Source organism: Shewanella sp. Isolate8, from assembly GCF_022398495.1.
In the GTDB taxonomy this organism is placed as follows: Bacteria; Pseudomonadota; Gammaproteobacteria; order Enterobacterales; family Shewanellaceae; genus Shewanella; species Shewanella aquimarina.
The window spans coordinates 325,605-340,154 of the sequence record NZ_JAKEVI010000002.1; the positions used below are offsets into that span (position 1 = coordinate 325,605).

The 14,550-nt window shown below is 48.9% G+C and carries 9 protein-coding genes; all 9 read right to left on the reverse strand.

What is annotated here, in order from left to right; translation table 11 throughout:
* Positions 1-98: 98 nt before the first annotated feature.
* Complete coding sequence (locus L1D43_RS10745) at positions 99-1,118, reverse strand: hypothetical protein (protein WP_239851511.1); 1,020 nt, start codon at positions 1,116-1,118, stop codon at positions 99-101.
* Between the two features lie 27 nt (positions 1,119-1,145).
* Positions 1,146-1,829, reverse strand: coding sequence for an RDD family protein (locus L1D43_RS10750; protein ID WP_239851513.1), 684 nt, complete (start codon positions 1,827-1,829; stop codon positions 1,146-1,148).
* Between the two features lie 198 nt (positions 1,830-2,027).
* On the reverse strand, positions 2,028-2,777 hold the full coding sequence (locus tag L1D43_RS10755) for a hypothetical protein (RefSeq protein WP_239851514.1): 750 nt from the start codon (positions 2,775-2,777) through the stop codon (positions 2,028-2,030).
* A gap of 427 nt (positions 2,778-3,204) precedes the next feature.
* On the reverse strand, positions 3,205-4,968 hold the full coding sequence (locus L1D43_RS10760; RefSeq protein ID WP_239851516.1) for a hypothetical protein: 1,764 nt from the start codon (positions 4,966-4,968) through the stop codon (positions 3,205-3,207).
* Between the two features lie 1,885 nt (positions 4,969-6,853).
* Positions 6,854-9,412, reverse strand: coding sequence for an AAA family ATPase (locus L1D43_RS10765; protein WP_239851518.1), 2,559 nt, complete (start codon positions 9,410-9,412; stop codon positions 6,854-6,856).
* Positions 9,413-9,931: 519 nt separating this feature from the next.
* Entirely contained in the window at positions 9,932-11,158 is a 1,227-nt protein-coding gene (locus L1D43_RS10770) for an AMP-binding protein (protein ID WP_239851519.1), read from the reverse strand.
* Between the two features lie 8 nt (positions 11,159-11,166).
* Positions 11,167-11,985 (reverse strand): ABC transporter ATP-binding protein, encoded by an 819-nt coding sequence (locus L1D43_RS10775; protein WP_041509300.1) that lies wholly within the window; start codon positions 11,983-11,985, stop codon positions 11,167-11,169.
* 59 nt (positions 11,986-12,044) lie between these two features.
* Positions 12,045-13,289 (reverse strand): ABC transporter substrate-binding protein, encoded by a 1,245-nt coding sequence (locus tag L1D43_RS10780; protein WP_041509299.1) that lies wholly within the window; start codon positions 13,287-13,289, stop codon positions 12,045-12,047.
* Positions 13,290-13,428: 139 nt separating this feature from the next.
* Complete coding sequence (locus tag L1D43_RS10785) at positions 13,429-14,502, reverse strand: branched-chain amino acid ABC transporter permease (protein WP_239851521.1); 1,074 nt, start codon at positions 14,500-14,502, stop codon at positions 13,429-13,431.
* Positions 14,503-14,550: the final 48 nt, after the last annotated feature.

Below are 14,550 nucleotides of genomic sequence, written 5' to 3' on the forward strand. Positions count from 1 at the left end.
AACGCCCGGCAACTGCCGGGCTTTTTTATTGCCCTTTTAAGGGCTTATATGTGGTATGTGCTATCTGATAATGCTATCTGATAATGCTATCTCACCAATTATGCCGCCTGCTGCGTCTTTAAAAATGCGGCGCGTGCCTCAAGATACTGCTCGCTGGGCTGGGCCCACTGCGATTGAGGCAGAGGCTGAGACCACTCTGCTACCACATCAGGCCAGGGTCTCACCACGGCGAGGCGCAAATACCAGGCTGAAACTGAGTAAGGTAGCTGCCACCAAGACAGCAGATGAAACAGATAATAGGCGCCCATAGTCAACCAGGACTCGCTGTAATCGCGCAGATTAATATGCAGCCAGCGCTTATTGGGATTGTCCTTAAAGCGCTGCCACAGGTCACGACGTCTGCGGCGAAAACCCTGGCTATCGGGTAAGGGGTCTATCCTTAGCCAATTCTCCTTTGGCTCCTCCATGAAGCGGCGGATCGCCTCCCAATTTTCCAGAGAGAAGTTCACTACCATGTAGCCCTCCCCCTGATAGAAATTATGCAGCGACCCGTCGTGCGCCTGATACTCCGCCAGGCGCAGGCTGTGATCTTCCATCTTTATCGGTCGGCCAATGGCCGTGGCACCCAGTGCCGTGCCGCCATGAACATAGGCCACCACAGACTCCCAGGGCACAAAGCGCGGCACGCCACTGACAGCATCTCGATAGCAGAGCTCGCGCCGCTGACGATTAAAACGTATCGTTGGCCGACGTCGCCGGCGAATCACCTGCCAGCCAAACCCCATCAGCGCCGCCAGCATTACAATCGATAACAGTGCCAGGGTTAGCATGAGCGCCAAGCTGTCCAGCTCACCCTCTTGCATGCCCGCCGCGATAAAAATCGCGCCGAAGAGATACAAGATAAAAATGACGAAGCGCGTCTGAAAGGCAAGGTCTCTGTCGGCCTTACCCTGGCCGAGATCAAGTATCACCTCATCGTGTTGCAGAACAAGCTCAGGGGGGAGCAAGGGGTCATCTGGGAGTGACATCACGGGCAGCGGCGCAAGAAAATAAACCGGTCGACCGTTTAGCATCAGGCTATCGCCGGCGCGCGGCGCAGATTCGAGGGGAATACTCATAGACTAAAGACTTCTTAGCCGCCCCATCTAAATACGCACCACAACAGTTTTACCGATAAAATCGTGCACCGCGCGCCGCTTATCGTTAAACAACATGGTGACAAACTCTGACAGATCCCAGCTCAGTGAGATAAAGGTAAAACCAATCACCACGAATGACAGGCCCAGGCTGACCTTGCCGACCGACGCCATCACCATCAGATAGGCGGCTACTAACAGGGCGCCTAAGATGCTCAGCGCTAAATTGACCGACTCTCTTCTAAATGCCTGCCATAGGTCGATGTCGGTTTCGCTCAGGTGATCGACCACCTTGACCTCCATGATCATCTTGCCAACTGTCTGACCAAAATAACCATGCATCAAAAGGGAATAAACGCCAAATAGAACGCCATTTAACGCCTGCACCAACTTATCGTCATAATTGAGTTGGATATCGAAGATCAGACGTTCAACAATCAATATCAAGCCGAAGAGTAAACCATCTATGACTGCCGCCCAGAAGCGCGGCCAAAAGGTTGCGTATTTATTACCTTCGATGCCGATTACATCCTCGGCCTGCTCTTTTGGCCAGCGGCCGGGATCCTTGAGCAGCTCTACGACTCTATCGTAACGTTCAGGATACTCCTCCCGGTTTATGTACCTTTCGGCCTCTAATAATTCCTTGTAGGAGTATGTTGAAAAATCCGGTGCGTAGTCCATTAACTCACTCATTCCCTATCTATGATGTTGTTTTTGTTGCGCTGAAATCTTAACGATAAGCGCGCGAAGCATACCGTTTTATCTTAAAAGGAACAATTCTTTAAGGACTAGCGAATTGACTATTCTGGAGCTAATGAAAGGTAACAACTGAAAAACAAATCTAACTAAGAAATGCCCAGCAAGGGCTGGGCATTTCTTAACTCGCATAACTTACATAATGTTAACGCTAGCAGGCAAAGACTCAACTTTATAATCGGCAGCCGCAAACCCTGGATCTAGATAGGCCTTTAGCTCAGTCTCATTAACATTCAAAGCTTTCCACTCATCAATAATACTCTTGGCGTATTTAAGGGCCTCTACAGCCTGCTCTTCTGAAAACTTCATTTGTTTTAACTGCTTGCCATAAAATGCCATGAAAACAGAGAATGAAATCTTAGTCATATCAACTGCGGAAAATACTGCACAATATGCAGAAACTTTTTCGACTTTTGTCTTAATACTCGTAGCTTCAACATCTCGTTTCCAGCCCCGAATATCGAGTCTAAAAAGCTGACCGAAATCGCCAGGGACAATATAATAGGCTTTCATAGTACTGCCCCCCGCAGAGGAAGACCCCAAAAACATCTCAACGGCCTCACCGACTAAGCCACAAACACCATCAATGATGTTTGATTTCCCACCTTCAGATAGCTTGTTTATATGTTCTTTGGCTTTATCTACGAAACCTACGCTGTCGCTAGTCGATGCTGCAGTTCTAATATCAGAACGTAAATATGAATCGATTGGGATAGTTTGGTCTAAATCTTTACCTGCACCAAGAATGGCCAGCTTGATCTCGTTTTCCATAGTGTTGGCCTTTTCTTGAGCCAAATCCATAAGACTATTGATCAACTCCCTCGTTTCATCAGTAAGCTGTTTAGATTCATCGAGTTCCTTAATTTTGTCGCGTATCATACCCATGGTAACGTCCTCTGTTGTGTTGATAAATCATCCTCATCACAAACTAGTTGCTAACTTAAATTTACGCAAATAGGAATCGTTACTTTCTATATACTGATTAACATAACTGTTGATGCTTAACCAAAATCACATACTGCACTAGCTCAGGTTCAAGCGAGCTTGAGTGATTTGACCTTGAATAGGTCTAGTCAATTACATATTTATAATGCAACCTACCTCATGGGCCAGAATTAACCTGTTTAAATCACACCATGTGTGCAAATAGAGTAACGACCATTTTTTAAGCTGGTACCGCTTCAAATCAGCATAACTATGTGTCCGATTTGAAGTGCCGCCAGCCTAGAGCCTCTCGACATTATTCAAAACAAAAAGGCTGACACCTGAGTGCCAGCCTTTATCTTAACGATGTTTATTGAGCAATCTTGACCTAATTACACTGATGCGGATAAGCAATGTTATCGACATATTCGGCGGCGCAGGATGAGTCGCAAGGGTCACATAGGTTACGCTCGACACGTTCTATATCGTGACAGAAGTTACAGCCTATGCCTGTGGTGCCTTTATTAATATGATTGTGCATGCGATCCCAGGTGCGCGGTAGGTTTTTACTACCATCGTGGCATTGGGCACATACTTGCTCTTTCGGCCCCTTGAGTCGATAGCCCATGGCATCGAGCTTAGAGTCTGTGGTCAAGTCCAGAGTCTCCTCGTGACACTGACTACAAGCTGCAACATCACTGGCAGGGTTTACACCGTGGTTGATCGCCTGATAGGTATCTGTTTCTATCCACTTATATGGTTCATTAACTGGGTAGCCCATGTTAACCAAGCCAGATTCGATTGCGGTAATGGCGTCACCCGAGCCTTTGATGTATTCGAAAGTATCGAGAGCAATCATACGCTCATCGGCGACCGTCATAGGCTGTGTCGCTGTCTTGTACTTGAACGGCGTTAGCTTTCCGTCATTCACATCTCCCATAGGGCGAGACGTTGGATAACGTCCGGTGAGGGGATCGATAACCCCCAAGTCATAAAGTAGATAGTTATCGCTCTTACGGTTCCAGAACTTAAATTCTGGTGTCTGGTTGGCCAGCTTATCGGTATGGGGATGACCCGCACCTGAAACGCCATCGGCCGGTGTGCCATCATGGTGGAAACGCCAATCCCTGTTCATCTCTGTTGGCACGTGTGACGGATCACCTAAATCTTTTGCATAGGTGGGAATATGGCAAGACTGACACGCCACTCTGGCCACGTGACGATCGGGTTCACCGCGTCGGCCTGAGGCAGCATGACCCGAGCCCGAATCCATACCCTGGTGGCAAGTTCCGCTGCTACAGGTCACCTCGGCGCCGCGAACTATGTCATCGGTCGGACGTAGATCTGAGCCCTTACCTATCACTCTGTGACTTTCAAACTTATGGCAGTCCTGACACTCGAGGTTTGCACCGGCAACATTCATATGCACGTCAAAATGCATATCTGAATTGCCCATCAAGGCAGAAGAGATATCACCACGCTTCACACCATCGCCACCACCGGCATAGGCATGACACTTAAGACAGTTCGTTCTGCTCGGTGCCGCAATGTTTTGCACATAGGAATCCAGAGTAGCCTGCGCAGTGCCGTCCGATGGCCCCATGCTGCCGTCTGGTTTTCTCACACGATTTAGCGCGTAGTCTTTGTTATGACACATCAAACAATCGACATTGGCCTTGGAGTCACCCTCGCCAGGCTTGACCCCTCGGCCAGCATGGCATGAGCCACAAACGGGCCAGTCTCCCTCGATATTGATACAGTAACTGTTAACCGCATTGGTCAACTTACCTTGCAGGGTTCCTCCCTGATTAACCATATCCGGTGTATCACCCGTCCATTGGTAGTGGGTGGAACCAAACATCTCTTCGTACTGGGTACCAGCGATCCCGCCATCATGACAGCTTATACAAGCGGTAGGATAGTCGGCCCAATTCAGGTCAGAGTGAGGGTTGGAGGCATTACAGCCACCTAATGGCTCAACTTCACAGACGCCACAGGAGTTGACCTCCCAGACCAGCGAGTTGTTGTCGTTACAATCTAAATTGGCGTTGTAACCATCGCCATCATTGTCTATGGGTTTTCCGGCGGAGACCGGCAGCGCTAGGATTAAGGCCAGCAAGCCTATGCATCCTGATACTTTGGTGTTACTCATCATCTTTCTCCATTATATTTTTATTAAACTTTAATTATGGATTTAGCTCATTCGCCAAATTACAGGCTAGAGTCTTCATCTACTCAGTGTCGGTCATCCCTAATAGGTAAAGTGGCTGCTTAAAAAAATACTGTCTGCAACAGTCACTCACAGCATCACATTTATTCAGGGTGCACCTATCTGAAAGACTCAATTCAACGATTGTCTTTTCCAAAATTAAAACCGTGGCTAACGGCTATGATTGTCGGCGTCTTACTTTATATTTCGAGTCGCAAGCCGACGTGTTACGCTCGAAGCTATCTATATTTCAGACTGCTTATTTAACACACGTTAAAATATAACAATCTAAGTAGGCATACATTCAGCGACCTTTTAAATAATGACTAACAAACCTGTTACTTATATTTGCTGAACTTACACTAAGGATATCGTTCATTTTATGAGCCAGATCTTGTTTCCATAAAAATCCATAAGATTTTTTTACTACAGAAAACCCTTAATTAGATAGGCGGCACTTACAGAAAAGACCCATTAACTATTAATGACTTACTCCCCTACCAGTTTATGAAAACAAATAGTGTTGTATGGGTCATGAATCTTTTACCCGAGCAGAAGAAACGCCGCACCTAGTCCTAAACAGGTGATTTGCAGCCCTAAAAAGCGTTCGGGGTTAAAAACGAATATGACTGGAGAGTGATTAGACAGGGAGTTCGGCATCAAGGCTTACACTTATATTAATTAAGCACAAATTTTTATACCGGCAGGAAAAAGGAATATTAATGGCGGCTTAGAAAAGGCTGACACATTAAACTTAAGATTTAAGACTTAAGGTTTAAGGTACTTACCCAATAAGCAGGCACTAGTTTAATCATTACCTTTATAAGTGACTGCTATTTTAATCAAGATAAATTTATCACCCCTGACTAACCGAGCCTTACTCCCACAGATGCTTATATCGCTGCAAGGCAATAATAAAGTCCATGCAGATTTAAACTAATAAGTACCTACTTAAAAAAATGCATTTAAATACCGAAGCGGCTCTAATGAAATTTAAATGGTGCCGCACCTAGATTTCGGCGACTCTGGCACCTTGATTCGTGACTGGAAAATCGTTGCGATTCACTTTTCCGATTTGCCCGCCAACTTAAATCAGTGACGATTCAGAGAGATAATACGCGCTAGCATCTCGCCAAATTGCTGATTGGCAAGAAAGCCTTAACCAAGCTTCATGATATATCAATTGTCTGCCGCAGGTGCCGAGCATGGATGCACCAATGTCGAGAACGTTTTTGGCCATGCCTCGGAAGGTCACAAATGTGTTTACACCTGGTTATCCGTCTCTTCGATTGAGCGATTTCTGTATCCGCGTATCCGCGACGATCAAATATCAAATCATTTTTGGACAAAAGTAAGTAGGCCTTCGAATAAAGGTATTGGCTTTTTAGCTTGTAACCTTTAGTGGCATAGGTTTTTACTTCGCTGATGGTAGCGTTGACCTTCATGGTTTTGAATTGCCTGCGGCAGGCTTATGTGCAAACACATTTGTGACACGCTTCGAGCACTTCCCTGTGAGCTCTACCTCGGCATCCATGCCTCGGAAGGTCACAAATGTGTTTACACCTGGTTATCCGTCTCTTCGATTGATCGACTTCTGTATCCGCGTATCCTCGACGATCAAACACCAAATCATTTTTGGACAATTCCGTGTTATCCGCCAGAACAGCACGACTTGGTGGTGATTAGAAAATGTATGGCTCTTGGTTCGGTTGGGAAGAAGAATGAATCCCAACCTGATTCCCTTCACTCGTCCCCACCACCCGGGCTAAATTTTTCCTGCTTCTGCTCCAAGTTGCTACGTTTTAAATTTGCTAACAAAAATAACCCGTTAGTTTCTACGTTTTTTAAGGCTGTTGAAGTAGGCTTCAAGGTCTGCAACATCTCTCTCCAATTCATCAATTTCTGGAAATACACCAGTAGCTTCTTCGGCCATATCGTGTCCGTGCATATAAGTACTGCACTTTGTCATTGCTGAGTTGATGGTTCGAACGTCCAGCTCATTAATGTCTGTTAAGTACCTACAGCTCTGAGTTTTGATCTCTCGATTAAAGCGCTCAACCACGCCCCGAATTAACCATTCTTCGATGAGTCTTTCCCAGGTTTCCCTCATCTTTCCGTATATGAAACCAGCTTGAACCTGGTATTCATCGATTGATTCATTAGCAGCCTGTCTGCACCTAACAAGCCTATTTTTGAGAAGGCCTATTCGATCTTTCGTTTTCAATGCATCCCAAGGAGGCATATCGAGAGGAATACCGGTGACACGATTATTGCGAGTCACAGCCCTGATAGTTATTTCATCAGCAGCCTCTTCAACCATCTTCATAAAAGGTAGATCATGGGTAAACACTATTACTTGCCTAGATTTTGATTCCTCTGCAATTCTTTGTGCGAACTTCAGTCTCCAAACATGATCGAGAGAGTTAACTGGATCGTCAAAGATAATTGCAGACTTTCTATTATCCGTTGCTAACTCAGCAAAGAAACTCGCAAGAGATATGCACTTTTGCTCCCCCTCACTGGCGATATCGGTGATTTTTGCTGAGTTATTCGAAATTTGGATGCTAAATGTCTGATTTCCTTTTGAACCTTTGGTTAAGGTGTTAATTTTAAAGTGCTGAAAGCCTAGCTTTTCGAGCTCGTCATTAAAGAGTTCTTGCATCCTTCCTATTGCACCAGAACTACAGATTTCGTTAGTTAGTTTTGTAATAGCCGTTGTAGACGTTGAGTCTTTAATTTTTTTATAGGCTTCTCTTTTATTCGCTTTTTCTATTTCAGATTTGATTTGTTTTTGAGCTGCTAAAATTTTCTTTTTATCTTCGATTTCATAAACTCTATGCTGCTTGAGATTGATGACATCAGCCTTGCTCTCATCATTTAGCACAGCATTCTCTGCTTGTTCCAGCTTTTTTATATCTGCACTTAGCCGAGTAAGAGCCGCTACATCAACTTCTCCTTTTGCAAACTCTGGTTTATCTTTCAATAACCCTTCCTGCCTGGTTATAAGGGTTTGTATTAGAGAATCAAACTGGTTGCCTAAAGCTTCATCCTTTTCTTTAATTTCATTAAGAAGAGCATCGTAAGGGGCTGTAGACAGGCTTAAGCTTTTAATCTTAACTAGCTCTGTATCCCAGGCTGCTCTTGCTGAATCAGCTTCTTTTTGCAAAGTAGTATGAATATAGTCTTCGAAAGAAGCCATCCTGCTTGCGGTGTGGTTATTGATTTCTTGTAAGCATGTTGGGCAGTAGTCGCCCTCTTTTGGGGGGAATGATAACTCTTGCTCAGAACCCTCAATGAAAGCTTTTGCAGCATTCCACATCACAAGCCATAGTTCAGAGCCAATATTAGATACAGGTAACTTATTGAATGTTGTTTTGCTAAGCTCTTGCGCTGTTAACCTAGCTTGTTCCTTTTTGTCATATAGAGTTTTATATCGCTCCATCGATTTTAGGTCGAGCTTATCAGCCAAACTCTGCAAATGATTTTGCAACGGCAGTGCTCTAAGCCTTCTTTTTTTATACCGCTCTTTAAGTGTTTGAGGGGAATTATTGGTAAGTTCTACAATTTCTTTTCTTAATTCTTCTAACTCAGCAATCTCTACTGATGTTGCACACAACAGATCTACATCTTCAGGTTTTAACTTTGGTGTAATTTGCAGTTTACTTGGTGAAGTCCCCTCATTCATCAGTGGAAGAACATCTGTGGCTACGTGAGCACTTTCATCCAATTTAGCCATACTAACGATGAAATTGCTTGCTTTCAGTAACTCATCCAGCAACTTCAAAGCGGCAGGTTTATAATCTAAATTATCTGTCTTAGATAGGTAGTGATATGATGATTGCGAATCGAATACTCGAATAGATTTAAGACGATGGTCAGGCGCAAGTCGGTGGCTCCACTTAATTAGGTCAGGTTGCCCATTTGATTCAATCTCAATTTCAGCTGACGGCCTTCCCACTTTATCAGTAAATACATTATGTCTAAGAGCGGGGGCTTCCCCTCTGGTTAAACAAGCATTCTTCAATATCTTTGCATAGCTGGACTTTCCAGTACCATTGTTACCGTAAACTAATGTTAAGCCTGTTGGTGAAAATTCGATTTTCTTCTCTGGTACCAAAGTAGAGATATTCAACGCGTTTCCAACAGAAATAAGCCTGTTTTCCTCAACTTCTGCATGATAACCAATGGCTTTGACTTCCTGAGTTAAAAGCTCATAGTTGTCATCTTGGGCTTCTAAACCAAACTCCATCTTTGCAAGCTGGTAAGTCGTCTCAAGCTCCGAGGTAGACAGTTCACCTGAATTCAATGCTTGGTTTAGTGCGTACCTCCACCAAGCAGGTTTCCCTTTGCCATTTACCAAAGTACATATTTGGGCAACTATCGGCATAAGCATCTCCTTTGCGATGTAGATTGTTTGCTCTATTGCATATCTAAGACTCTGCAGAGTCAAGCTCCGACATCCGTTTACTTGGGCTTTGGCATGTTTTCACATAGTTTATGAAACAAACCTTTTTGCAAGAGTTTCACATGAGTAAAGGTATGATTAAGAAGTGAAGTTGGTAACTCAAAATGGGGCTAAAATCAGTCAGCTTTCACGCCCTAAACACACTAAAACCGCCAAATCGAAGAAACGTTGGATACCCTGTGTAAGCACGCTTTTGGCCCTCGGCGGCACGGACGCCGCCGTGGAGCGTATAGGGACATATTCAAAGCGTGCCAAAAGTGTGCGTGCACATCCCTCGCCGGGCAGGCGTTAGGTTGCCATGAAGGTATGACTTTCAGAAATCCTCCCAGCACCCAAGCCACCAGACGCTAACCCCCCTAACAGGAAGCCAAAACAACAATGCCCAACCTATTCCAAGGCCGGGCATTATCCTCAACGTCAAGCTAGGCGAAGCCTAGACCATTATCTTTGGTCCTCAATCACGACCCCATCGTCCGCCAAGGCTCCTGGTGCCACCAGCGCCACCTCCCCTGACAACTGAGTCTCGGCGCGGATCGACGCCTGCACGGCGGCGATATCCAGCTGTGGCCGCGTCGTCTCATCCACCTCGCACAGCAGGCGCATCACATCATTCTCCTGCTGACGGGTGACGACGAGTCGCACCTTAGCAATGCCGGGATGACGGGCGCGCACCCGCTCGACCTGCTCTGGATGCACAAACAGCCCCTTCACCTTAGTGGTCTGATCGGCGCGTCCCAACCAGCCCTTGATGCGCATGTTGCTGCGCCCACAGGGGCTAGCACCCGGCATAATGGCCGACAGATCGCCGATGGCAAAGCGCACCAGGGGATAGTCGCGGTTAAAGCTGGTCACCACCACCTCACCCACCTCGCCCTCGGGCACAGGTGTCAGGGTACCGGGACGCACGATTTCGACGATAATCTCTTCGGCCACCACCAGGCCCTCGCCCGAGACACTCTCGAAGGCGATAAGCCCCAGATCTGCGGTGACATAAGCCTGCTTGACGTCGATATCCGCCGCCTCGAAGCTGGCCTTGAGGGATGGGGTTAACGCCTCGCCGGACACCAGCGCCTTAGTGATCGAGCTGGTGTCCATCCCCTGCTCCCTGCCTTTCTCCAGCAGTATGTTGAGAAACGAGGGAGTGCCGCAGTAGCCATTGGGTTTGATTGAGCCTATCAGCGCCAGCTGCATCTCGGTCTGCCCAGGTCCCGCCGGGATCACAGTGCAGCCGCAGGCCTTGGCGCCCGAATCCATGATGAAGCCGCCGGGCGTCAGGTGGTAGGCGAGGCAGTTCTGCACAATATCGCCGGGGCGGAAGCCGGCGGCGAAGAAGGCCTGGCCCATGCGCCACCAGTCATGGCCGTCACATTCGGGATCTAAAATAGGCCCTGGCGACTGAAAGATGCGGCCACTTGGCCTGTCTGGCGTCATGCCGGCAAAAGGCGGCTGCTCTGCCTGCAGGCGGATCAGATCGGCCTTACGGGTAATGGGTAGGGTTGCCAGCGCCTCGCGGCTATTAATCTGAGTGAGATCTACCCCCTCAAGTAAATGGGCAAAGTAATCGCAATGACGGCTGGCATAGCCGAGCTGCTCGGGCAGCGCCGCCATCAGTTGCTGTTCGCGCTCGGCAGGGGCGATAGCCTCTTGGGGTTTGAAATACTCGGCCATATTGCCTCCTACAGCCAACGCTTACGGCGTTTATAGGACTTTAAGTTCTTGAAGCTCTTGCGGGTCTCGTTGCCGCCCCCCAGATAGAACTCCTTCACATCTTCGTTGTTGAGCAGCTGGGCCTTGGTGCCGTCGAGCACTATCTTGCCCGACTCCATGATGTAGCCGTAGTTAGCGGCTTTGAGGGCATAGTTGGCGTTCTGCTCCACCAGCAACATGGTGATCCCCTGCTCGCGGTTGATCTTCTCTATGATGCCAAATACCTCTTTGACCAGCAGGGGCGAGAGACCCATAGAGGGTTCGTCCAGGCAGATCATCTTAGGTCTGGCCATGAGGGCACGGCCGATGGCCAGCATCTGCTGCTCACCGCCCGACAGATAACCCGCCAGTCCGGTGCGCTCCTTGAGGCGCGGGAAGTAGTTGAACACCATCTCGATATCCTGGTTCACCTGGCCGTCGCGGCGGGTATAGGCCCCCAGTTTCAGGTTTTCGATCACCGTCATATCCTCGACGATGCGGCGTCCCTCCATCACCTGAAACAGGCCGGAGCGCACCACGTCATCGGCATTCTTTACGTCGATACGCTCGCCCATGAAATGAATGTCACCACGGGATACCTCGCCATTTTCCGTCTTAAGCAAACCTGAAATAGCCTTAAGGGTGGTGGACTTACCGGCGCCGTTTGGCCCGAGTAGGGTAACTATCTCCCCCTGGGGCACCTCTATGCTCACGCCGCGTAGCACCTGGATCACATCGTCATAGACCACTTCGATATTGTTGATCGAGAGAAGTGGTGTCTCGGGCTTTAACTGCACTGCTTGTGTCATAACAACTCCAAGGTCAAGAAGCGAGCCGGGCAATGACCTGCCCGGCAAATGGTAAGAGATTAGTAGCCTAACCAGTCGGTACGGCGCTCAAGGGTCACCTGATTCACCTTCTCGACCTTGATGTCGCCATGGTTAAAGTTACCCTTGTAGATGTTGACCTGGTTGATGCCGCGGTGATCCTCTGGGGTCCAGGTCGCTGCCAGGCAGACGCCCTCTAGCCCCTTTGGTACCCAGTTTTTGTGTGCGTACATGCCCTTCTTCACGTTCTCACCCGTGATACCGCCATTGGCCTTGGCCCACTCCATCGACTCCTTCATGAAATAGGTCGAGCAGACGCCGCGAATATAGTGGTGCAGGCGCTCCTCTGTGCCCGTGCTGTCAGACATCTTAGAGATCTCACGCACCAGCTTCATGCCAGGTACATCGTCGGTCCAGAACGGCGTCATGGTTGGGAAGATATAGTTTCTCACCCCCTCACCGGCCGCCTTAAACACCAGCTTGTCGCCGCCCCAGATGTTAGACATAAACTGGATATCGGTACCCACAGTGTCACAAGACTTGATCAGCGACTGCACCGAGCCCCCTAGGTTACCGATATAGCCGTAGTTGGTACCCGAACTCTTGAGGCTCAGACACTGGGCCTTGAAGTCGCCCGGCTTCATGGAGATCACCACAGATGGCTGCACGTCGAAGCCCAGCTCGGTGGCGTACTCGGCGCAGGCCTCTTTAGGCGCGTTAGGGAAAGGATGGTTGGCGCCGATATGGGTAAACTTAGGCTTGCCCTTACCGCCCTTGGCCTTCCAGTCATCTGCCGCCCACTGCACCAGGCCGCGACAGGCATCTGAATAGGATGCGCCATAGAAGAAGTTATAAGGCGCCGGCTTAGTGGTCTTAGGGTTCTTGCCCTGAGGGTCGGTCAAATGACCCGAATAGGAGGCCGAGAAGATAGGCGTCTTATCCTTGGCGGCAAAGGAGATCAGCGCCTCGGTGTCGGCCGTACCCCAGCCCTGCATGGCCACCATGTTCTTACGCGATAGCCACTTCTTATACGAGGCGATCGCCTGAGGCACCTTGTAGGCGTAGTCTATGGTCTCATACTCCAGCTTAGTGCCGTCGATACCGCCGTGGGCATTGATATAGGCCAGCGCGTCACGCACGCCATCGGCGTAGGGCTTACCCACGAAGGCGGTGGGCCCAGACATGTCAGCCAGATGGCCGACAAAAACCGTATCCTCGGCCTGGGCAGCGCCGGCGGCAAAGGTTAAACAAGCAAGCGTGGTGCTAAGCAGTATTTTTTTAGTCATCGTTTTCTTCCTTCAACATGATCCATAAAGATTGAATGCGGTTAAGGCAGCGCTACAGCCGGGTTTAACGCTCATTGCGATTCAAACTGTGTCGGTTTTACAGCAAATTGATTTGTCTTCGCCCTTATCTGTCCTCGACTTAGTAGGCGAAGGGGTAACACTTCCAGTAGTTCTTGATCTGTCCCCAGCGATGGGCCAGTCCCTCAGGCTCGAAGATGAGGAACAAAATGATCACCAGGCCGATAGCCATCTCCTTGATGTAGGCCAGGCCGTCGGTGACCATGGGCAGGTTGCCGAAGTCTGTGTATTTCATCAGGCCGACTATCCCCTCTAACACCTCGGGCAGCAGCACCATGAACACCACGCCCATCAGAGTGCCCTTGATTGAACCCAGGCCGCCGATGATCACCATGGCCAAGAACTGAATCGACATTAAGATGGTGAAGCCCTCGGACGAGACATAGCCCAGGTAGTGGCCATAGAGGGCACCACCTATCCCGGCGTAGAAGGAGGAGATACCAAAGGACAGCAGACGGTACTTGTTGAGCTTGACCCCCATGATCTCCGCCGACAGATAGTGGTCGCGCACCGCCACGAAGGCGCGGCCGTCACGGCTACGCATCAGGTTACAGCCCCAGATGTACATGAACACCAAGGCAAACAGGGCGATGAAGTAGAAGCTCATATCGGTATCGAAGTCGAAACCGAACAGGCTGACGGGCGCCGCCATGGCCCCGGCCGCACCGCCGGTAAACCACTCGGCGCGGCCGAAGAAGTCCTGAATGATGAACTGCGCCGCCAGGGTGGCGATGGCCAGATAGAGTCCCTTGATTCGCGCCGCCGGCATACCAAACATCATGCCGACGCCCATGGTGAGAAAGCCCGCCAGCGGAATACAAAACACCACAGGGATGTTAAAGCTGGTGTTGAGCCAGGCCGAGGCGAAGGCGCCGAAGCCGAAGAAGGCGCCGTGCCCTAAAGAGATCTGCCCGGTGAAGCCCACCAGGATATTCAGCCCCAGCGCGGCAATGCCTAAGTAAGAGATCTGAATAAACAGGGTCAGAAAGTAGCCATCGAGTACCAAGGGCGCGGCGCAGGCCAGCGCGATCACCAGGCAGGTCACCAGGCGTATGGTCTTGGTCTCAAAAATCGTGTTGTCAGCCTTATAGCTGGTGCGAAAATCCCCGCACGGGCGCATCGCTAAACTAGACATAGAAAACTCCTTGAACTGCAATAGGGTCGAACGTAATTAGGTGTGTCA

Coding starts and splice junctions, on each gene's coding strand:
- L1D43_RS10745 (WP_239851511.1), bottom strand. CDS start 1,118: ATGAGTATTCCCCTCGAATCTGCGCCGCGCGCCGGCGATAGCCTGATG.
- L1D43_RS10760 (WP_239851516.1), bottom strand. CDS start 4,968: ATGAGTAACACCAAAGTATCAGGATGCATAGGCTTGCTGGCCTTAATC.
- L1D43_RS10755 (WP_239851514.1), bottom strand. CDS start 2,777: ATGGGTATGATACGCGACAAAATTAAGGAACTCGATGAATCTAAACAG.
- L1D43_RS10780 (WP_041509299.1), bottom strand. CDS start 13,289: ATGACTAAAAAAATACTGCTTAGCACCACGCTTGCTTGTTTAACCTTT.
- L1D43_RS10770 (WP_239851519.1), bottom strand. CDS start 11,158: ATGGCCGAGTATTTCAAACCCCAAGAGGCTATCGCCCCTGCCGAGCGC.
- L1D43_RS10765 (WP_239851518.1), bottom strand. CDS start 9,412: ATGCCGATAGTTGCCCAAATATGTACTTTGGTAAATGGCAAAGGGAAA.
- L1D43_RS10750 (WP_239851513.1), bottom strand. CDS start 1,829: ATGAGTGAGTTAATGGACTACGCACCGGATTTTTCAACATACTCCTAC.
- L1D43_RS10775 (WP_041509300.1), bottom strand. CDS start 11,985: ATGACACAAGCAGTGCAGTTAAAGCCCGAGACACCACTTCTCTCGATC.
- L1D43_RS10785 (WP_239851521.1), bottom strand. CDS start 14,502: ATGTCTAGTTTAGCGATGCGCCCGTGCGGGGATTTTCGCACCAGCTAT.